Origin of the sequence: Paraburkholderia phenazinium (assembly GCF_900100735.1) — a bacterium.
Classification (GTDB): Bacteria; Pseudomonadota; Gammaproteobacteria; order Burkholderiales; family Burkholderiaceae; genus Paraburkholderia; species Paraburkholderia phenazinia.
On sequence record NZ_FNCJ01000039.1, the window covers coordinates 1 to 18441 of the forward strand.

The window sequence follows — 18441 nt, forward strand, 5'->3', positions numbered from 1 at the left end:
TGCAATAGCCTAGACTAAATCTGACAGTGGTCGGTTTCTCGTGCTGTTGCGCGTGGGCGTGGAGGACGTAGTCCGAAGCGGCAACGCGCGCGGCAAACCGCAAGGAGTCAACCATGACTCAGGAACAGAAAGTCATCCGTGCCAAGGTCGGCATGCTCGAACTGGCTCGGCAACTGGGCAATGTCAGCCAAGCCTGCCGGGTAATGGGCTATTCCCGCGACAGCTTCTACCGCTTCAAGGAACTGTACGACAAGGGCGGCGAAGCGGCCCTGCAGGAAATCTCCCACCACCGCCCGCTGCTGAAGAACCGCGTGGATCCGCGGGTCGAGGCGGCGGTGGTCGAACTGGCCCTGGAACTGCCCGCTTACGGCCAGATCCGTATCGCCAACGAGGTGCTCAAACGCCACGCCCTTAGCGTCTCGCCTCAGGGGGTGCGTAGCATCTGGTTGCGCCATGACCTCGAGACCATGAACAAGCGCCTGAAGGCGCTGGAGGCCAAGTCCGCCCAGGAAGGACTGGTGTTGACTGAATCGCAGTTGGCGGCGCTTGAACGCGCCAAACTGGAAAAGGAAACGCACGGCGAGTTCGAATCTGAATGCCCCGGCTACTGCGGCGCCCAGGATACCTTTTACGTTGGTACGCTCAAGGGCGTGGGCCGGGTCTATCAGCAAACCTTCGTCGACACCTACTCGAAGGTGGCGTTCGCCAAGCTTTACGACCGGAAGACACCGCTGCCGGCCGCCGACCTGCTCAACGATCGCGTCGTTCCGTTCTTCGACAGCTATGGCATCCCGCTCGTGCGCGTGCTCACTGACCGGGGTACCGAGTATTGCGGCAACCCGGAGCACCATGAATACGAGCTTTATCTGGCCGTGGAGAACATCGATCACACCCGCACCAAAGCGCGCTCTCCACAAACCAACGGCATCGTCGAGCGGCTTCACAAGACCATGCTCAACGAGTTCTATCGCATCGCCTTCCGCCGGAAGATCTACGATTCGATCCCGACCTTGCAAAGCGATCTCGACGCATGGCTTGACCAGTACAACAATGAGCGCGAACATCAGGGGCGATGGTGTTATGGCAAGACGCCTATGCGTACCTTCCTCGATTCGCTTGAACTCGCCAGGGAGAAACTGATTCCTCGCTGAATCGTGTTCCTTACCTCACTTCCCCGACTACCTGTCAGATCCGGTCTAGGCTAATACATGTAAATGCGGCAATACTTCGAACTGTATGCCACGCGTCCGGCGCAAGGCCACGCAAGGGGCTTGCGCTCGCAGCGCTACCCGACCGTCAGATTGTCGACAACCCTATGCACGCCAGGTGCCGACCATGCTGCTCCCCGCGCGGCCGATCGCTCCGCATACGAGCCCACCTTACCGGTCAGCGTGACGATACCCTCATGCGCGGTGACCCCGATGTGATTCGCTTCGCGCTCGGCATGACGTTGCAAGGCTCTGCCGATCTTCTCGCCAATATCTTCGGCCACCACGTCGCCGCCCACATCGATCAGGTTCGTAACACCCGTGACACCGCGCATGTGGCTGACGGTGCATGTCGCCACGTACCGCTTGTACGCCCGGTCGACCTCGCCGCGCATGGTTACCCAGCCCTTCTCGACTTCCACCTGAACCGAGGATTCCCGCAGTCCGACGGTCCACGTCAGGATTGAGCGAACCGCGTTGGCAATCTCTTCATCCGTTCGTACGTCACCGTGCGGCAATCGTATATCCATTTCGACCATGACCGCCCTGATACCGGCGACCCGTTGCGCCGCCTTCTGGGCCGCCAGCTTTTCCGCATAGCTGGCAGGATGCCCAGACAGCGTGACCACCCGCTCCTTCACTTCGACACCGATATCCGTCACGTTGATCGCAGGATCCCACGCGAGCTCCTCTTCGACTTCCTGCTGCAGTTGCTGGTCCGTCTTCATTTCACTCTCCAGTCATGCCCACACGGCCTTGCCGTTCACTTGCGTCGCACCGCCTGTGAATTCGGATGGTCTGCGTGATCGCTGCGGCTTGGGGAGCCTATCTTCGACGTCTTGCTGATAGCCCTCTATTGCGCCTCAAACAGGGGGCGCAATCCCGATGCACCCCCTGCCCCGTTCGCCTAACTGATCTGCAAACGTTTTTGTGCTGAAGGCCCTTTCTTCGGCAAGGTCAGTGACAATACACCGTCCTGATACTGCGCTGCCGCCGTTGCCTCATCGATTTCGCTCGCCAGCGAGAACGACCGGCTGATTGCGCCCGAATAACGTTCACGTCGCAGCACCCGCTCGCCTTCCTTCAATTCCTTATTGCGCTCCACCTTCGCGCTGATCGATACCGTGTTGCCGTCGATCTTGACGTCGATGTCCTTTTTGTCGACACCCGGCAGTTCTGCTTTGACCGTGTACGCACTGTCACTTTCCGTCACATCGAGCTTCATGTCCGCCAGTGGCACGTCGTCGCCGGTGGCGATGCCACGCAGGGGACGGAACAAGCCATGGAACAGATCGGACACCGGCTCCATCGAGAACGGGTCATAACGTGTCAAGTTGCTCATCGTAGCTACTCCTCAAATGGTCCATGATCGCCATGGATATCACACTGCATCAAACGGCCCCGCTCCTTGTCCTGCAGGTGCGACCGCCGCTTCCTCGTCAACCACAAAAATTTGCGCTGGGCGCAGTACATTTCGATGCTCACATCCATATCGACGCCCCTTTACCAGCCGACTTTAGACCCGTATGCAGAACGTCCGTTGACGTGTATCAATCGACGCGCGTAACCGGAGCGGTTCGCAAAACACTGACTTCGGTCAATTCCGTGAACTGAAACCTGCTTACGCTGGAAATGCTCTCTTGAATCTGCGGAGTCGTCCATGCCTACCCAATCAACCGCTCCTATTCGCCGGACGCTTCATGCGCAGCGTCGCGAATGCATCGCCCGCCACGGTTGGTCCCGCATCGACGCATCATTGCAGCGCCCGAGCTCGTATCGACACCCGGCGGGACGCATCCGACGAATCGAAACCCATCTTTCGGTGATCTATCTGGCCGGGCGATATGCCTACAAGATCAAGAAGCCCGTCGATCTGGGATTCGTCGATTTCACAGACGTGTTCGCCAGGCAGCATGACTGCAACGAAGAGGTGCGGCTCAACCGGCGTCTTGCTTGCGGGCTCTATCTCGGCGTGGCACCAATCGTCCGCCTTGGACGCATCTGCAAGGTGGGCGCTCGAGGCACGCCTGTCGAGCATGCGGTGCGGATGAAACGATTCGACGAACGAGAGTTGTTTTCCCGCCTGCTCGCGCGTGGCGAACTGGGTTTCGGGCTCATCGACCGGATGGCAGAGCGTCTCGCAGCGTTTCATCGCTCCAGCCCTTCGACCACACCGCGCAGAATGCTGGGCTCGGCGCCTTTCGTGCGCGCTCAGATGGAGTCCGTACTGGCCTCGCTCGAGCGGGAGACCGGTACGCTCGTGCCCACCCGTCTGCGTTGGTGGTGTGAACGGGAAGGGGCGCGGCTCGCCGGGCACTTTGAAGCGCGTCGCACCAGCGGGTTTGTGCGCGAATGCCACGGCGATTTGCACCTCGATAACATCGTGCGCAAGGGCAACGACGCTGTCATGTTCGATTGCATCGAATTTAGCGAGGCCTTGCGCTGGATGGACGTCGCCAGCGATCTCGCCTTCCCGCTGATGGATCTGCAAGCGCATGGCCGCGACGACCTCGCGTCAGCGCTCCTGAACGGCTGGCTGCAGCGCACCGGCGACTTCGCGGTCCTCACGTCGCTGCGTTTCTATGTCGTCTACCGGGCGCTGGTGCGAGCGCTCGTCGAAGCGCTGAAATCGCGCGGATCGTTAGTCGCGGACGGTCTTGCGCGCGCCCGGCACTATGTAACCTGTGCTGCCCGCATGGCGAGCGCGCCGCAGCCGTATCTCTTGCTTTGTCATGGCTATTCCGGGTCCGGCAAATCGGTGGCGAGCGAAGCGCTTGCCACCCACATCGGCGCAATCCGCCTGTCCAGCGATACCGAACGCAAGCGTCAACACCCGTTCGCGCCGCCGGATTATCACCCCCTGCCTGCTGCCTCATACTCCCGCAAGGCGATCGACTCACACTATGACGCCCTGCTAGCGATGGCGCGCCGTGTGGTAGAAGCAGGCTACCCGGCACTCGTTGATGCGACGTTTCTGAAGCAGCAACATCGTGCACGTTTTATCGAGCTGGCATGCGTGTTCGACGTCCCGGTGTTTCTGCTGGATTTCCATACAAGGCCTCAACAGTTGGCCGAGCGCGTGCGCAACCGCACAACTGATGCTGGCCAGTCGTCTGACGCCAATGCAGCGGTACTCGTCAGGCAACTCGCCAACGAAGAACCACTCACGCCCGACGAAGCTGCATTGACGATTGCTTTCGATACAGATGTTCCTCTGGGCGCGTTTCAGCGGGCAACGTACTGGAAACCGTTGCTGGTTCGCCTGCACCCGGAGCGGGCGGTGGAACACCCCGATCCCACCGGCACGCGCCAATGGCAGAGCAGCGACGGGGGCGCGGTCGGTTGCCGCAGCGTTGCGTGAGTCCGCCTACGGTCGCTCGGGAACCGGAACAGCTTGATCCAGATCATCATTCCCCACCGGCTCGGTGCTCATGATAAAAGATACCGTTCTCATCAGAGAGGTTTGACATGTATCGACACATTCTCGCCGCCATCGACGGCAGTCAAACGTCCGCTCGCGCGTTCAACGCCGCCCTCCAGATCGCCCGCGAATCCGGCGCCGAGTTGCAGCCACTCTATGTCGTCGACGTCCCGCTGATGGTCTATGACGCCCCAAGCTACGATCCAGGTATCGTGCGCGACGCGTTCGTGGAGGAAGGCAAAAAGTTGATCGACGACGCGCTTGCACAGATGAAGCACGACGGCATAGAGGGCACGCCGCGGACCATCGAAACCAATCCGGTTGGCGACGATTTCGATGTCGCTCGCTGCATCCTCCATGCGGCTGCGGACCTGAAAGCCGATCTCGTCGTCATGGGGACCCACGGTCGGCGCGGCGTTCGGAGGCTCGTGCTTGGCAGCGTCGCGGAGCGTTTTTTGCGGATTGCCGAATGTCCGGTCCTGATGATCTCGGCGCACGGCCTTCCCGAGGTTGCCACTGACACCAGTGGAGCACCGGAAGGCAGAAATCAGACGCGCAACGAGCCGCGCAGCGAACCAAAATCCACACGAGGAGGATGACGCGGCAGCGCCAGCGCTGATCCGTCGAAAGTGGACCGCTTTTGGTAGCCGAAGACCCGCGCAGCAAAATTGTCAGGAAACCGGTCGAGCGCGGCATTGTACTGTTTGGCCGCTTGATCGTACTGATCGCGCTCCGTGGCAATCCGACTTTCGGCGTTGGCGAACTGGGCCCTCAACCGGCAGATGGTCGGATCGGCCGCTAGTCGGCGGTCGTCATCGATCGAGATCAACAGACCTGACAGCGCGTCTTCCAGTTGCCGCTGACCGACCTCGAAGCGCTCGAATGCGACTGGATTGTCCAGCTCTCCCGGGGTGGCTGGAACGACCGCCAACTGCGACCTCGCGGCCACAAGCGCCGCGAGCGGCGGCCCTGCAAGGTTCGCGGCACCATGCACGGCTGCGAGCAGTTTGGATACCAGATTCGCTCGATACTGATATTGCTCCAACACATCCATCAGCGCAGCATTCACCTGCGCATCGTGGTCTCGCGCTACAGGCAAACTGCAACTGCTGAGCAGCAACGTCAGGAAAAGTCGGAATGCAATCGCAGTCGGTTTCATCTCGCCCCCATGAGTCTCCGCTTGCACATCCCGGCGCCGTCGCCAGGATTTAACGAAGTAGTACTCCTTGATCATGCTAGGTGCGATTGGGCGCAGTCAATTGATCCAGGTCACCCAGTGAAGTTTGTCACGTGGCGGCATCGGGAAAACGCGAGAGCGAAAGTCAGGATGTCCTGCATTGCAGGGATGCAGCAGGCTAGCTGCAGAAAAAATGCTGCCGCACACAGGACCTAACGCGTTCCATATGATGCGCGGCCACGGTTTCCGGCAACGACGGAACAATCTCGTCGAAATGCAGATGCTCGATCAGTTCGAAGCCGGCTGAGCCGAAGATATGTGTATCCTGCAAAACCTGCACGGCGTTCCAGTTACCGCTTTTCACCAGCAACGGGAGCGGCGCACCGGAGCAGGTGACCATAAGCGCCTTCTTCCCGCTCAGCAGTCCATGCACAATGCCTTGAGTGGAATCGTAAGAGAAACCGCTGGCAAAAACACGGTCGACATAGCCTTTCATCATCGCCGGCATCGACATCCACCAGAGCGGATAGAACACGATGAGGACATCGGCCGCGCGAATCTCATCCTGTGCTTGCACCACGTCGGCGCAGTCCAGATGTCCGTCGCGCGCCGGCATCAACTCATTCGCGGTCAGTGCAGGGTTAAATCCCATGCGATACAGATCACATGTTCGCTGCACATGTCCGAGCTTTGCCAGTTCATCTGTATAGGCGCGGGCGAGTCCCATCGTGAAGCTGTCTTCCACGGGATGAGCCACTACGACGAGGTGTTTCATATTTCTTCCTTCCCACTCAATCCAGATAATGTTGCCGGGTGTTTCGTTACGGCATCCTTGACTTGAGCCGGATCGTTTTACCGTCTACAACAAAGACGCCAGATCCACAGTGGTGGATTGTCTTCGGATTGCGCTGAGCCGGGTCCCTCCACGCTTTCACCACCTCCAGCACGAAGAGATCGTATTTGTTCACCAGCCGTGTCTCGACTACCCGGCATTCAAGATTGGCGAAACATTCTGCGATCAGTGCCGATGCGATGCGTTCAGCCAGTCACGACGTCAGGCCAATGGTTTTGAATTTGTCGATCTCGCGTCCCGAGTAATTCCCGATCTTGACCACTTTCGCCGCCAGTTCCATGGCCGGGACGGTGATCACGCATTCACGGGTCGCACGTAACGCGGCAAAGCTGAAACCCGCTCGGCTGACGACACACGCCACCAGTGGAGGCGTAAATTCGACCATCATTTGCCATGACATCGTCATAACGTTGGCGTGCCCCTTATGACAGGTCGCGGGCAGGACGACAGGACCCGGCTCCAGCAACTGATAGACGTCGGAAAGCGGCAAATCCTTCACAACACCTGACGCCGCACCGCGGCCTTTTGAATGGTCTTCCGGGTGACAGTCATGCGCCTGAACGTTGCCATGGTAACTAGTGAGGAGACGATCATAAGCGTCGTCAGGGCAATGTGGAACTGCATGGCTACTCTCCTCAAGAAATACCGGGAAGCAAATGCTTGCCGGCCACTGTCCATAGCGGGGTGGCCGCAAAAGACCGCAGCCACCGGCCAAGTAGACGCTCGACAGATTGCACCTGCCTTGCGTAGGATCAAATGATGTCCAACACGGTCAATCACGCGTGACGACGGCCAGCATTGCAACTACCCGTGTGGATTGATTGATTCCCTCGTTGACCAAGGTCAAATGGGCCTGCCTTTGGCGGTCTACGCTCGTGGTGTTCCGGTGCACGCACGGCCGGCCACCGCTGCCCGGTTTCATGCCAGTCGGCACACAAGGAGAGATCAATGGGAACCAGAATAGAAACGGCCCAGGCGCTTAGTGACCTTTTTCAACCGGTTCAGCTAGGGTCATATCTACTGACAAACCGTATCGTCATGGCGCCGCTGACACGCAGCCGAGCGGACGAGCACGGCGTCCCAGGTGCACTGATTGCAGAACACTATGCGCAGCGAGCCTCCGCTGGACTGATCATCAGCGAAGGCGTCAACATCTCGCCTGGCGCAAGAGGCTACGCATTGACGCCGGGCATCTTTAACGATGCGCAGATCGCGGGCTGGCGGCACGTAACAGACGGCGTCCATGCCCGAGGCGGCAAGATTTTCCCGCAACTGTGGCACGTCGGGCGGGTGTCCCATTCTTCGTTGCAGCCAGGCGGCATACTGCCGGTCGCGCCTTCGGCGCTCGTGCCGCAGGCCACGTCCTATACTTCATCGGGCTTCCAGGCCTGCCCGACACCGCGCGCGCTGGATACGGAGGAAATTCCCCAGATCGTCGACCAGTATCGGCTTGCGGCACGAAACGCGTTAGCCGCCGGCTTTGACGGCGTCGAGATCCATGCGGCCAACGGCTACCTCATCGAGCAGTTTCTGCGCGACAGCACCAACTGGCGCACGGATGCCTACGGCGGTTCGCGGGAGAACCGCGCGCGCTTTCTGCTCGAAGTGGTCGAGGCGGTTGTGGGCGTCTGCGGCGGCGCGCGCACCGGTATTCGCCTGTCGCCGATCAGCCCGGTCAACGGCGCGGCACTCGACAGCGATCCCGCCGCAACGTACGGCTACGTCGCCGAGCAACTGAACGCGTTCGATCTGGCCTATATCCACGTCATTGAAGGCGTTACACAGGGGCCGCGCGAGCTTACGGCCTGCTTCGACTTCCAGCATCTGCGGCGCTCGTTCAAGGGGCTTTACATGGCGAATAACGGCTATGTCCTGGAACTTGCGCTGAACGCACGGCGGCATGATCTGGCAGATCTCATCTCGTTCGGCAGGCTCTACATCGCCAACCCCGACCTCGTACAGCGCCTGCAGATCGGGGCGCGGTTGAACGTTCCGGACCACGCGACTTTCTTCGGTGGCGGTGCGGTGGGCTACAACGACTACCCCGGCCTGACGCCGGTCGAACGTGATACGGCGTGCCGATGGAACTCGTTCGGCGGCAGCGATACCGCAGCCACACCGACATGATCGCGCGACCGTACTTAAGACGATGCCGCTGGTTTCGTCACAACCGGGACACGAAAAACTGTGATCGACAAACTGCACACGACTCTCTCAGCGCACCGCCTGCAGGTTTTGCTGGCGCTCGCGCTTCTCGCTGTCGCGATCGGCGCCTACGGTGCGTGGCGCTGGTCGGCGCTGTTCGGTCCATCTGAGGACACGAGCCATGTCGTCGTGTCCGGCAATATCGAGGCGCACGAAAGCGTCCTGAGCGTCACTCAGGTGCAGGCGCCGATCGTCTATCTGCCGTTCGACGAAGGTGCGTACGTCAAACGCGATACGGTGCTCGCGCGGCTCGACGACAGCCTGTATCGTCAGCAGACGGAAATCGACCGTACCGACCTGGACATTGCCACCGCGCAGATCAGCGCGAACGAAAGCACGCTGGCTGCGACTCACAACAGTGTCGTCAGCGACCAGTTCGATCTTGCCGAAAAGCGGTTGGATCTCGGGCGCAACGAAACGCTACTGAAAAGCAACGCGGTTTCCGTTCAGGCGCGCGACCTCGCCTTGACTGCCGAGCGCCAGTCTGCCGCCACACTCGCGCATGACCAGGCTCTGGTCGAAGTCGCAAGTAACAACATTGCGCTGGCCCGTGCGAACCGGGCAGCCGCCGACGCAAAGCTCAAGCTCGACCAGGTCATGCTGTCTTACACCGTGCTACGCGCCCCTTTCGACGGGGTGATTGCCGTGCGCGAAGCGGAACTCGGCGAGCTTGCCGGCGCCGGTGTCGCCATCTTTACGATCGATGAACTCGATCATGTCTGGCTGCGGGCCTATGTGAACGAGCCCGATATCGGCAAGGTTCGTCTGCATGAGAGCGTCGACGTGACGACCGATACTTACCCCGGCAAGACCTATCGTGGCCGCGTCAGCTTCATTTCCCCTCAGGCTGAGTTCACGCCGAAAACGGTCGAGACGCACGCGGAGCGCGTCACGCTGGTGTACCGGATTCGTGTCGATATCGACAACCCAACGCACGAACTGTTGCCGGGCATGCCGGCCGATGCGTCGATTGCGCTGCTGGCGGCCGGGAAATGAGCGCCACGCCGACAGGGCCCGCCATCCACGCGCACGCACTGGTTCGCAGCTTCGGAGCAGTACAGGCCGTGCGCGGCATCAGCGTCGACATCGCGCGAGGGGAAATCTTCGGCCTCGTCGGGCCGGATGGCGCGGGCAAAACCACGATTATGCGGATGCTCGCGGGGGTGCTGCGGCCGGACTCCGGTGAAATCCGGCTGGAAGATATCGACGTCGTAGCAGCGCCTGAGCGTGCCAAGGCCGCGCTCAGTTATATGCCACAGCGCTTCGGCCTGTATGAGGATCTGAGCGTCGCAGAGAACATCGCCTTCTATGGGGAACTGTTCAGCGTGCCGCGCAAGACGCAGCGCAACCGTCGCGACCAGCTCCTCAAGGCCGCGGGGCTGGTGTCGTTCAGGCAGCGCCTGGCCGGCCAGCTGTCCGGCGGCATGAAGCAGAAGCTCGGTCTCGTCTGCGCCTTGATTCACACGCCGCGCGTGCTGTTGCTCGACGAACCGACGACCGGTGTGGACCCGGTGTCGCGGCGCGATTTCTGGGAGATTCTCTACAACCTGCGTGAAAGCGGCGTCACCATCGTGCTGTCCACCGCGTACATGGACGAGGCCGAACGCTGCTCACGTCTGGCACTGCTACATGCCGGCGAGATCCGTCAATGCGACACCCCCGCCCGGCTCAAGCGGGCCATGCCGGGAGCGTTGCTCGCCATCGCCGCGCCCGATCCGCGCGCAGTACACAACGCGCTCGTCGACGCGCCAGGCGTGCTGGGAGCGTTGCTGATGGGCGACCGCGTGCATGTGCGCGTCGATGACGCGCTGCGCCGCGCGCCGGAACTGGCAGCCCGCCTCGCCAGCAAGACCATCGAGCATGCAACGATTACGCGCGTCGAGCCCGGCATCGAAGATGTCTTTGTCGCTCTCGTCGGGTCGGGAAGCTCCGCATGACCGATCCCGGCGATCCCGTCATCAAGGCGGTGGGCCTCACAAAGCGGTTCGGTGCATTCACCGCAGTGGATCGCCTCGATCTGTCTATCAGCAAAGGCGAGGTGGTCGGCTTCATCGGTCCCAACGGAGCGGGCAAGTCGACCGCCATTCGTATGCTGTGCGGACTGCTATCCCCGAGCGCCGGACAGGCGACGGTAGCCGGTTTCGATGTCGGTACCCAGGCGGAGTCGCTACGCGCCCACATCGGCTACATGTCGCAGAAATTCTCGTTATACGGCGACTTGACCTGCCGCGAGAATCTGCGCTTTTTCTGCGGCATCTACCGGGTGCCCCGGTCCGAGATCGACGAACGGATCCGGCGCGCCATCGCCATGGCAGGGCTCGAGGGCCGTGACGATACGCTCGTGCGCACGCTCGCGGGCGGCTGGAAACAGCGGCTCGCGCTCGGCTGTGCGATCTTGCATCGACCACCCGTGCTGTTTCTCGACGAACCGACCTCCGGCGTCGAACCAGAAGCGCGCCGGCGTTTCTGGGACCTGATTCACGAGCTCGCGGCGGGCGGCGTGACGGTGCTGGTGACCACGCACTACATGGAAGAAGCGGAGTATTGTCACCGCATCGCACTGATCGACGCGGGGAAGCTGGTGGCGATGGGAAGCCCTGGCGCCCTGCGCGAGCACAACCTCGGCGGCAATCTCTTCGAACTGGTCTGTGCGCCGCTTGGCGCCGCCCTTGCGGCGTTACGCGAGACGCCCGATGTGATCGACGCCGCGATCTTCGGCGACCGGCTGCATGTGCTGATGCGCACTGGAACGAATGAAGCTGCGCTGCTACCACTGCTCGCCCAACGGCACATCGACTCGACGCCGCCCCACGCCATCCGTGCAAGCCTCGAGGACGTGTTCGTGCGCCTCGTCTCCCGCACCGACAAGGGAGTTCATCCGCAATGAACCTGCGACGTCTGATGGCAATGGCCTATAAGGAAACGCTGCAGATCTGGCGTGACCCGCGCAGCCTCGCGATTGCGCTGCTCATGCCGTTGCTGCAGATGGTGCTGCTTGGCTACGGCGTCAGCCTGGACATCAGGCGCATCCCGCTGTGCATCGATGACGAAGCGCATAGCCAGGTCAGCCGCGAACTCGTGCAGAACTTTGTCGCCTCGAAATGGTTCTCGGCCGTCCACCCGCTCAATAACGAGCGCGCGCTGCGCGACGCGATGGACCGCGGCACCTGCGCCGGTGTGCTCACCATTCCAGTCGATTTTTCGCGCGTATTGACGATGACCGGTGTCGCCTCGGTGCAAACCGTGTTCGACGCGACCGACGCCAATACGACCAATATTGCCATGGGTTATGCGCAAGGCGTGATCGCCCAGACCACCGCCAACTTCCAGTCCCGCTGGAACCAGGCGCACGGGCTACTTCCACAAACCATCGGCCTGGTGGATCTGGAACCGCGCGTCTGGTTCAACGAAGGACTGGACAGCCGTAACTTCATCATCCCGGGGATTGTCGCGGTGATTCTTGCGCTGGTCGGTGCGCAGCTCACATCGCTCACCGTCTCGCGCGAATGGGAGCGTGGCACGATGGAGCAGCTTATCTCGACCCCCATCACTGCGCTTGAAGTAATGCTGGGCAAGCTGCTGCCGTACTTTGCGATCGGCCTCGCAAATGCCGCGTTCTGCCTGCTCAGCACGATCTTCTGGTTTCATGTGCCGTTTCGCGGCAACATCGTCACGCTGGTCGCCACCACCGCGCTGTTTACGCTCGTTGTGCTCGGCATCGGCTACCTCGTCTCGGTCCATATCCGCAGCCAGCTCGGCGCGAGCCAGGTCGCGCTGCTGCTGACGATGCTGCCCACCAGCATGCTGTCCGGCTATACCTTCGCGATCGACCAGATGCCCGCGCCGATCCAGGCTGCCACGCTGCTGGTCTATGCGCGCTACTACATCACCATCCTGCGTGCGGTGTTCCTGAAAGGTAGCACCCTCGCCGAGCTTGCCGTGCCGATCCTCGCGCTGGCCGTCTACGCAGTCGCGATCATCTGGATGGCAGCGCGCGCCTTCCACAAACACCTGGACTAGCCTGCCATGTTCGACCGCCTGCAGGTCATGCTGATGAAGGAGTTTCTCGAGCTCAAGCGCGATCGATGGGCCATGTTCCGGTTGATCGTGCCGCTGATTCTGCAGGTCATCATCTATGGTTACGCCGCAACCTTTACGGTCAATCACGTGAGTCTCGCCGTGCTCGATCTCGACCACAGTCAGGCGAGCCGGGGCCTTGTCTCCCACTTCATCGCCACCGGCAAATTCGACGTTGTGGACGACGCCGGCACGGAACATCAGATCGTCCATGATATGGATACAGGCGATGCCACAGTGGCGATAGTGATCCATGCCGGATTCTCGCAATATCTGAACGATGGTCGTGGCGCCCCGCTGCAGGTCATCGTGGACGGCACCAACTCCAACACTGCGTTGATCGCGCTCGGTTACATCAACCAGATCGTGACTCAATTCCAGACCGATCAAATGAGCGAAGCCTGGCCCGAGTCTGCCGGCGCCGCGCCAGCCGCCGTGGCGGTCTCGCTGCGAGAACGCCCCTGGTACAACGACGCCATCGACGACCGCTGGTTTTTCATTCCCGGCGTAGTCGGCACGCTCACTCTGATGCAGGTGGTCAGCCTCACGGCGTTTGCCGTGGTCCGCGAGCGGGAGATCGGCACACTTGAGCAGATCATGGTGAGTCCGATCAGACCGGTCGAGTTCATCCTTGGCAAGACCGTGCCGTTCTTTCTGATCGGCCTCGCCGACGTCGCGCTCGTGACGGCTGTCGGGATCTGGTGGTTTCACGTTCCGTTCGTCGGTAATCCACTCGTGATGCTGGCGGGTGCGTCGCTTTTCCTGTTGGCGGCACTCGGTCTCGGCTTGCTGCTGTCGACCTTCTCGCGCACCCAGCAACAGGCGTTCTCGCTGAATTTCTTTCTGATCAACCCGCTCTTCATCCTGTCTGGATTTGCGTTTCCGATTGCCGCCATGCCCAAAATCATGCAGTGGATTACGCTGATCAATCCGCTACGCTATTTTCTCGTGGTGCTGCGCTCGGAGTTCCTCAAAGGCGTAGGTTTTACTGTGCTGTGGCCTCAATTCGCAGCAATGGGCTTGCTCGGCGCGGTCATGCTGACAATCAGCGTGCTGCGATTCCGCAAGTCGCTCGACTGAGCCGCGAACACGGTTGAGGCTGCCGTGCGCGCTGAGGCGCTGATCCGAACAGCGATACAGCGCCCCAGCCGCCACATAGGAATCGCTCTATACGACTTCCACGTCACCTACCTGAACTTCATTCGCCGCGGATTTTATTTTGAGACGGCGCCGCCGATACTTCCCTTCTCCAACACCAACAAACGCGCGCCATGCTGAAAATCTTTCTGGTCGAAGACTCGGCCGACGCCCGGAAACGAACGGCCGTGCTCTTTGGATCGTTTGAGGGGGCAGCAATAGTGGGCGAAGCAGAAGAGCCTGAAGGTGCGCTGGCCAGTATCGCAGTTCGATCTGGCGCGCAACACGATGGAGCGGATTGCCCGCGAGCGTCTCGCCGACACCCATCGATAAACTGGAGCAAACCATGTCGGATGTCCGGTTGTCCCCGTCGTGATACCCGCGCCGCACGGCCTCAAGCCGACGGCCCCGGCCATACCGATACGGCCGGCCGCGCGTTGCTCCAGTTGCCCGATGCGCGCAATCCTGCTTGCCGCAAGGACTGTCGGAGGTCAAGACAGCGCGCCTCGAATCGCTGATCTGCACCACCAGGATGGTCAAGCAGGGCGAAGCGCCATATCGCACCAATGATCCATTCCAAAGTATCTACGCAGTCCGAGCAGGCTCATTCAAGACCGTCCTGATGCACCGCGACGGTTGCGAGCAAGTCACCGGTTTTCATTTCGCGGGCGATTCGCTCGGTCTGGACGGGGTCTGCTCCAGTCGTCATAGCTGCGATGCGATTGCCATGGAAGCCAGCAACGCATGGATCATCCCGTTCAACCTGCCCGAAGCGATGTGCCGCGAAATCTAGGTCGTCCAGCAGCATGTACACCGGATGATGGGCAGCGAGATTGTCCGGGAATCCGTGCTCATGATGCTACTCGGCACGATGTCCGCAGAGCAGCGCGCCGCCTCGTTCCTGTTCAATCTGTCGCAAAGGCTCAAGGCGCGCGGCTATTCGCCTGCGGAATTTAACCTGCGGATGGCCCGTGAGGAAATCGGCAGCTATCTCGGGATGAAGCTCGAAACCGTCAGCCGCATGTTCTTGAAGTTCCAGCGCGATGGTCTGACCGATGCGCGCGGCAAGCAGATTCGCATTGTCGACCTCAAGGGGCTTGCCCGCATCCAGGTATAGCGGGGGCAGTGGGTAGGCACCTGGACAGAATAGCGCGTGGCGGTCCGGTTAGCGGATTGCCAGCACCGCGGCCCCCGTCAGCTTTCCCTCGCGCAGATCGGCAAGGGCCCGGTTGGCCTCGCCCAGCGGATAAGGCGTGGTTTCGATGTCGAGCGGAATCTCGGCGGCCAGACGCAGGAACGTAAGCCCGTCTTCGCGCGTAAGATTGGCCGCCGACACCACGCGACGCTCGCCCCACAGAAAGTCGTACGGAAAGGATGGATATCGCTCTTGTGAAACCCGCCACACACCACAATACCGCCCTTCACCACTGCCCTCAGGGCAATCGGCACGAGTGTACCAACGGGCGCGAACAGTAGCGCAGCATCGAGTTCGTCAGGCGCCGCTTCGTTGCTGCTGCCGGCCCACTTCGCACCGAGCCGCAGCGCGAGCTGTTGAGCCGCCACATCGTCGTCACGCGTGAATGCATAAACTGTACGCCCCTGATAAAGCGCGACCTGGGAGACGATATGCGCGGCGGCGCCAAACCCGTAGATGCCGATCCGCTGCGCATCGCCTGCCGTGGCCAGCGTGCGATTGCAGAGGAGTCCTGTGCACAGCAGTGGTGCCGCTTCCACGTCCGAATATCGCTCAAGCAGATGAAAGCAGTAGCGGCTGTCGGCGACCGTGTGCTCGGCGTAACCGCCGTCGATCGTATACCCCGTAAAACGCGGTTCGTCGCATAGATTCTCGCATATCGGCAGTGGCCACAGGTGTGGCCTACCCATGGCACGCCAACCCTTTTCCCCACACTGAAACCGGAGACTCCCGCCCCCACCGCCTTAACGGTGCCAACGATTTCGTGACCTGGGATCACAGGCCGCTTTGGATGGGGCAGATCATGGTCAATCAAATCCAGGTCGGCCCGGAAAATGCCGCGTGCGTGGACATCAATTAGCAACTGACCCGCAGCAGGCACTGGATCTGGAACCTCCACGTCCCGCAGCGGCCCTCCGGTATCGTCGAATGCCATTGCGCGGATGTCACACCCCGCTTCTGCGATGGTTGCCGCTCGCACGGCAGTGGGAGGCGCTCCGCCTCACCTTTTCGCATACTCGCTTGATCGCAATCATCTGAATATAGTCGTGGACCCGGGCGCCGGCCGACAGACGACTGATTTCATCGCCTACCATGCGGGCCAGGTCGTCTTCACTCAGCGCCGTCCCCCGTGCGATATCAAGCAGGGGTATCAATAGTTTATCGCGAGGCATGACGGGACTCCGGGTGGGAAAAGATGCGGTGCGTGGGTCCAGACCTTCGGTAGTTAATGTGATCTCAACACGCCCACCGTGGGTTGACCTGAATCAATGCCGACCTGCTGCCTCTGACACCAGTTGAAAATCCGCTGCGGCGGCCGTTAGCGGATATCGTGTCGTAACCGCCGCGTATGGGCGCAGCGTCTCAGCCCTGTTGCCACACGGATCACTCGCAGAAACGGAAATATCCGCTGTGCAAGAGTACCGGCTTGCCACCGAGTTCGGCCAGCATACGCTGCGCGGCGTGTTCGATCGCGCGCCGATGTGCATCGAACGCACCGATCAGGTCATCTTCGCGCGGCGATGCGGCGCTGAAATGATCTTCCAGCGCTTCGGCGGTGATCGCGCATCGAATGCGCTCACCATTGACCACGGCAGGGAATGCCAGTACAAGATCCGGTCCGCAATACTCAGGGCGTTCCTGTGGAAAAGTGATATGCATCATGTCTTATCCTTAGCGCGTGTGGAGTCCTAAGCTCGCCTTCCCGACCAGATCGGATCGGGCGCGTCACATAGCTGGCCAGCATTCCACGCGAGAGACCGGCTTTTTATCAGCATAGTCCGCTGGCGCCGGGTGACAAGCTGCGGCCACAGACCCCGCTTGACCCAAGTCAACTCGAGGCCGGACGCGGACGCACGCAACGCCGAATAGGGTCAACACATCGCGTTGACATGCATCAACCTAATTCGCGACGGCACTCGTACACTGATTTCAATACACGCCTCGGAGTGTCATTCGTGAACGCCCTCATCCAGAATCGCTTCCTTGCCGGCATTGTATGCATCCTGTGCATGACCAGCGGCGAAGCGCAGGCACAGTCCGAGCCCACCGCACTGGTCGACCAGCAACATTGCATGTTCTGCCATACCGTCGATGCTCCGTTTCTCGCGCCCTCATTTCAGCAGATCGCTGCGCGTTACCACAACAACCCGGAGGCGAGTGTGATGCTCGAACAAAAGCTGAGAGTTGGCGGCAAGGCGCATTGGGGCGACATGTCGATGCCTTTGCCGGCGGACCGCGGCGGTCCGCTTTCGCAGGAAGACGCCCACACGTTGATTCAGTGGGTGCTGAGTCAATGACTGACATAATGGCCGTGGCGCAAGCTCGCTGCGGCGCGCCACCGGAGAACACCATGCGCATCACTCTTCACCTCGACACGTTCGACCGTGTCAACCCCTGCGCCTACGCTATCCTCTGGCTTGACAAGGAAACACAACAGTGGTCGCGGGAAGGTCATGTGGGGCTCGACCTGCCCGAGTGGGGCGCATTGGTCGTCGATTCGCACGGCACCATGGTCTGCGGAGCGCGTGGCACACGTCCATTATGCGTGCTCGAAGGCTTGCAACTGGATAGAACAGAAGGTCCGTTCGAAGGCGAGACAGGTCCAGCGCAGTGGTGTGCCCATGCAGGACTGCCTTCGGCTCAGGGTCACTGGCACGTGCAGTGCATCGACCACGAAACCACCGAGCCGGAACACCGCCTGTTCGCCGCCGACGACGCGGCGTAACCGGTTACCGAACCTGATAGACGGAATCGTCGATGTCACTCACGGCCAATCTCGGAGGTTTTCACAGCACTTACCAGCTATGTTTCGTCCTTACACCGTGGGCTGTTAGCGGCGGTGCAAATCCGACACTAAACGGCGGCGCAAGGTTGAGTAAAAGCGTCAACAACCGTGGTCAGTCGTTGGCGCCCATGGTCGAGCGTGCCGGTCGTTAGTCAGAATGGGGCGGCCTCGTTGTCACGAGGAGGGTGAGGGTTTCCAGGAGGCGAGCGCTGTTCGCGCAGCAGTTCGTTGAGCGCAATCTGATAGTGCCCGACGATGCGCTCGCGGAGATCGTCGATAAGTTCGACGACAGCGAGCGCCTGATCAGCAGACCAGTTCTCGGCGATCAGGAACTCGAGCCCGTGGGTGATACCTGAAGGCTGATGAAGGGGCTTCATGGTTTT

Annotated in this window: 19 protein-coding genes and 3 pseudogenes; 12 read left to right on the top strand and 10 right to left on the bottom strand. The window is 60.8% G+C overall.

Features of this window, described 5'->3' with window-relative positions; translation table 11 throughout:
- The first annotated feature begins 113 nt into the window (after window positions 1-113).
- On the top strand, window positions 114-1151 hold the full coding sequence (locus BLQ92_RS38550; RefSeq protein ID WP_090691711.1) for an IS481 family transposase: 1038 nt from the start codon (window positions 114-116) through the stop codon (window positions 1149-1151).
- 134 nt (window positions 1152-1285) lie between these two features.
- On the opposite strand, the gene BLQ92_RS38555 is transcribed toward BLQ92_RS38550, so the two are convergent.
- Window positions 1286-1936 (bottom strand): BON domain-containing protein, encoded by a 651-nt coding sequence (locus BLQ92_RS38555; protein WP_090695983.1) that lies wholly within the window; start codon window positions 1934-1936, stop codon window positions 1286-1288.
- 179 nt (window positions 1937-2115) lie between these two features.
- On the bottom strand, window positions 2116-2550 hold the full coding sequence (locus BLQ92_RS38560) for an Hsp20/alpha crystallin family protein (protein ID WP_090695984.1): 435 nt from the start codon (window positions 2548-2550) through the stop codon (window positions 2116-2118).
- Window positions 2551-2868: 318 nt separating this feature from the next.
- Here BLQ92_RS38560 and BLQ92_RS38565 point away from each other — a divergent pair, with 318 nt between their 5' ends.
- Entirely contained in the window at window positions 2869-4569 is a 1701-nt protein-coding gene (locus BLQ92_RS38565) for a bifunctional aminoglycoside phosphotransferase/ATP-binding protein (RefSeq protein WP_090695985.1), read from the top strand.
- 107 nt (window positions 4570-4676) lie between these two features.
- Window positions 4677-5228: a universal stress protein gene (locus BLQ92_RS38570; protein ID WP_090695986.1), complete on the top strand. Its 552-nt coding sequence runs from the start codon at window positions 4677-4679 to the stop codon at window positions 5226-5228.
- Here BLQ92_RS38570 and BLQ92_RS38575 read toward each other — a convergent pair.
- The 4 genes and pseudogenes from BLQ92_RS38575 to BLQ92_RS41215 form a co-directional block, all read right to left on the bottom strand.
- The gene (locus BLQ92_RS38575; protein ID WP_090695987.1) at window positions 5177-5863 is read right to left on the bottom strand and encodes a LemA family protein; all 687 of its coding nucleotides are present in this window, start codon (window positions 5861-5863) and stop codon (window positions 5177-5179) included. The two genes, BLQ92_RS38570 and BLQ92_RS38575, sit on opposite strands and share 52 nt — an antisense overlap.
- 121 nt (window positions 5864-5984) lie before the next feature.
- Window positions 5985-6581: an NAD(P)H-dependent oxidoreductase gene (locus BLQ92_RS38580; RefSeq protein WP_090695988.1), complete on the bottom strand. Its 597-nt coding sequence runs from the start codon at window positions 6579-6581 to the stop codon at window positions 5985-5987.
- Window positions 6582-6627: 46 nt separating this feature from the next.
- Window positions 6628-7158 (bottom strand): annotated as a pseudogene (locus BLQ92_RS38585) (flavin reductase family protein).
- A complete protein-coding gene (locus tag BLQ92_RS41215; RefSeq protein ID WP_279607911.1) occupies window positions 7155-7283 on the bottom strand; it encodes a hypothetical protein in 129 nt (42 codons plus the stop codon). The pseudogene BLQ92_RS38585 and the gene BLQ92_RS41215 overlap by 4 nt, the downstream one beginning before the upstream one ends.
- Window positions 7284-7607: 324 nt before the next feature.
- Here BLQ92_RS41215 and BLQ92_RS38590 point away from each other — a divergent pair, with 324 nt between their 5' ends.
- The 7 genes and pseudogenes from BLQ92_RS38590 (at window position 7608) to BLQ92_RS38620 (ending at window position 15195) form a co-directional block, all read left to right on the top strand.
- Entirely contained in the window at window positions 7608-8786 is a 1179-nt protein-coding gene (locus tag BLQ92_RS38590) for an alkene reductase (RefSeq protein WP_090695989.1), read from the top strand.
- Between the two features lie 60 nt (window positions 8787-8846).
- On the top strand, window positions 8847-9860 hold the full coding sequence (locus BLQ92_RS38595; protein ID WP_244106153.1) for an HlyD family secretion protein: 1014 nt from the start codon (window positions 8847-8849) through the stop codon (window positions 9858-9860).
- On the top strand, window positions 9857-10801 hold the full coding sequence (locus BLQ92_RS38600) for an ABC transporter ATP-binding protein (RefSeq protein ID WP_090695990.1): 945 nt from the start codon (window positions 9857-9859) through the stop codon (window positions 10799-10801). Before BLQ92_RS38595 ends, BLQ92_RS38600 begins: the two co-directional genes overlap by 4 nt.
- Complete coding sequence (locus BLQ92_RS38605; protein ID WP_090695991.1) at window positions 10798-11751, top strand: ABC transporter ATP-binding protein; 954 nt, start codon at window positions 10798-10800, stop codon at window positions 11749-11751. Before BLQ92_RS38600 ends, BLQ92_RS38605 begins: the two co-directional genes overlap by 4 nt.
- Window positions 11748-12884, top strand: a complete 1137-nt coding sequence (locus BLQ92_RS38610) for an ABC transporter permease (RefSeq protein ID WP_090695992.1) — start codon at window positions 11748-11750, stop codon at window positions 12882-12884. Before BLQ92_RS38605 ends, BLQ92_RS38610 begins: the two co-directional genes overlap by 4 nt.
- Before the next feature lie 6 nt (window positions 12885-12890).
- On the top strand, window positions 12891-14021 hold the full coding sequence (locus tag BLQ92_RS38615) for an ABC transporter permease (RefSeq protein ID WP_090695993.1): 1131 nt from the start codon (window positions 12891-12893) through the stop codon (window positions 14019-14021).
- A 432-nt stretch (window positions 14022-14453) separates the two neighbouring features.
- Window positions 14454-15195, top strand: a pseudogene (locus tag BLQ92_RS38620) (helix-turn-helix domain-containing protein).
- 48 nt (window positions 15196-15243) lie between these two features.
- Here the strand turns inward: BLQ92_RS38620 and BLQ92_RS38625 are convergent.
- From BLQ92_RS38625 to BLQ92_RS38635, 3 genes and pseudogenes are all read right to left on the bottom strand, one after another.
- Window positions 15244-16216 (bottom strand): annotated as a pseudogene (locus tag BLQ92_RS38625) (zinc-dependent alcohol dehydrogenase family protein).
- A gap of 1 nt (window position 16217) precedes the next feature.
- Window positions 16218-16445 carry a DUF3562 domain-containing protein gene (locus tag BLQ92_RS38630; RefSeq protein ID WP_090695994.1) on the bottom strand — a complete coding sequence of 76 codons (228 nt, stop codon included), beginning with the start codon at window positions 16443-16445 and terminating at the stop codon, window positions 16218-16220.
- 211 nt (window positions 16446-16656) lie between these two features.
- Window positions 16657-16932, bottom strand: a complete 276-nt coding sequence (locus tag BLQ92_RS38635) for a DUF1488 family protein (RefSeq protein ID WP_090695996.1) — start codon at window positions 16930-16932, stop codon at window positions 16657-16659.
- Between the two features lie 350 nt (window positions 16933-17282).
- Here BLQ92_RS38635 and BLQ92_RS38640 point away from each other — a divergent pair, with 350 nt between their 5' ends.
- Both BLQ92_RS38640 and BLQ92_RS38645 read left to right on the top strand, forming a co-directional pair.
- Window positions 17283-17570 carry a c-type cytochrome gene (locus BLQ92_RS38640; protein ID WP_090695997.1) on the top strand — a complete coding sequence of 96 codons (288 nt, stop codon included), beginning with the start codon at window positions 17283-17285 and terminating at the stop codon, window positions 17568-17570.
- Between the two features lie 53 nt (window positions 17571-17623).
- Window positions 17624-17998, top strand: a complete 375-nt coding sequence (locus BLQ92_RS38645) for a DUF3564 domain-containing protein (RefSeq protein WP_090695998.1) — start codon at window positions 17624-17626, stop codon at window positions 17996-17998.
- Window positions 17999-18210: 212 nt separating this feature from the next.
- On the opposite strand, the gene BLQ92_RS38650 is transcribed toward BLQ92_RS38645, so the two are convergent.
- Window positions 18211-18441, bottom strand: a 231-nt coding sequence (locus BLQ92_RS38650; protein ID WP_244896712.1) for a hypothetical protein, incomplete at its 5' end; no start/stop codon positions are given.

Excerpts from the sequence above, each read along its gene's own strand:
- BLQ92_RS38575 (WP_090695987.1), bottom strand. The coding sequence starts at position 5,863 with ATGATCAAGGAGTACTACTTCGTTAAATCCTGGCGACGGCGCCGGGAT.
- BLQ92_RS38640 (WP_090695997.1), top strand. The coding sequence starts at position 17,283 with ATGACCAGCGGCGAAGCGCAGGCACAGTCCGAGCCCACCGCACTGGTC.
- BLQ92_RS38570 (WP_090695986.1), top strand. The coding sequence starts at position 4,677 with ATGTATCGACACATTCTCGCCGCCATCGACGGCAGTCAAACGTCCGCT.
- BLQ92_RS38555 (WP_090695983.1), bottom strand. The coding sequence starts at position 1,936 with ATGAAGACGGACCAGCAACTGCAGCAGGAAGTCGAAGAGGAGCTCGCG.
- BLQ92_RS38560 (WP_090695984.1), bottom strand. The coding sequence starts at position 2,550 with ATGAGCAACTTGACACGTTATGACCCGTTCTCGATGGAGCCGGTGTCC.
- BLQ92_RS41215 (WP_279607911.1), bottom strand. The coding sequence starts at position 7,283 with ATGCAGTTCCACATTGCCCTGACGACGCTTATGATCGTCTCCTCACTA.
- BLQ92_RS38550 (WP_090691711.1), top strand. The coding sequence starts at position 114 with ATGACTCAGGAACAGAAAGTCATCCGTGCCAAGGTCGGCATGCTCGAA.
- BLQ92_RS38580 (WP_090695988.1), bottom strand. The coding sequence starts at position 6,581 with ATGAAACACCTCGTCGTAGTGGCTCATCCCGTGGAAGACAGCTTCACG.
- BLQ92_RS38645 (WP_090695998.1), top strand. The coding sequence starts at position 17,624 with ATGCGCATCACTCTTCACCTCGACACGTTCGACCGTGTCAACCCCTGC.
- BLQ92_RS38600 (WP_090695990.1), top strand. The coding sequence starts at position 9,857 with ATGAGCGCCACGCCGACAGGGCCCGCCATCCACGCGCACGCACTGGTT.
- BLQ92_RS38565 (WP_090695985.1), top strand. The coding sequence starts at position 2,869 with ATGCCTACCCAATCAACCGCTCCTATTCGCCGGACGCTTCATGCGCAG.
- BLQ92_RS38605 (WP_090695991.1), top strand. The coding sequence starts at position 10,798 with ATGACCGATCCCGGCGATCCCGTCATCAAGGCGGTGGGCCTCACAAAG.
- BLQ92_RS38615 (WP_090695993.1), top strand. The coding sequence starts at position 12,891 with ATGTTCGACCGCCTGCAGGTCATGCTGATGAAGGAGTTTCTCGAGCTC.
- BLQ92_RS38635 (WP_090695996.1), bottom strand. The coding sequence starts at position 16,932 with ATGCATATCACTTTTCCACAGGAACGCCCTGAGTATTGCGGACCGGAT.
- BLQ92_RS38610 (WP_090695992.1), top strand. The coding sequence starts at position 11,748 with ATGAACCTGCGACGTCTGATGGCAATGGCCTATAAGGAAACGCTGCAG.
- BLQ92_RS38630 (WP_090695994.1), bottom strand. The coding sequence starts at position 16,445 with ATGCCTCGCGATAAACTATTGATACCCCTGCTTGATATCGCACGGGGG.
- BLQ92_RS38590 (WP_090695989.1), top strand. The coding sequence starts at position 7,608 with ATGGGAACCAGAATAGAAACGGCCCAGGCGCTTAGTGACCTTTTTCAA.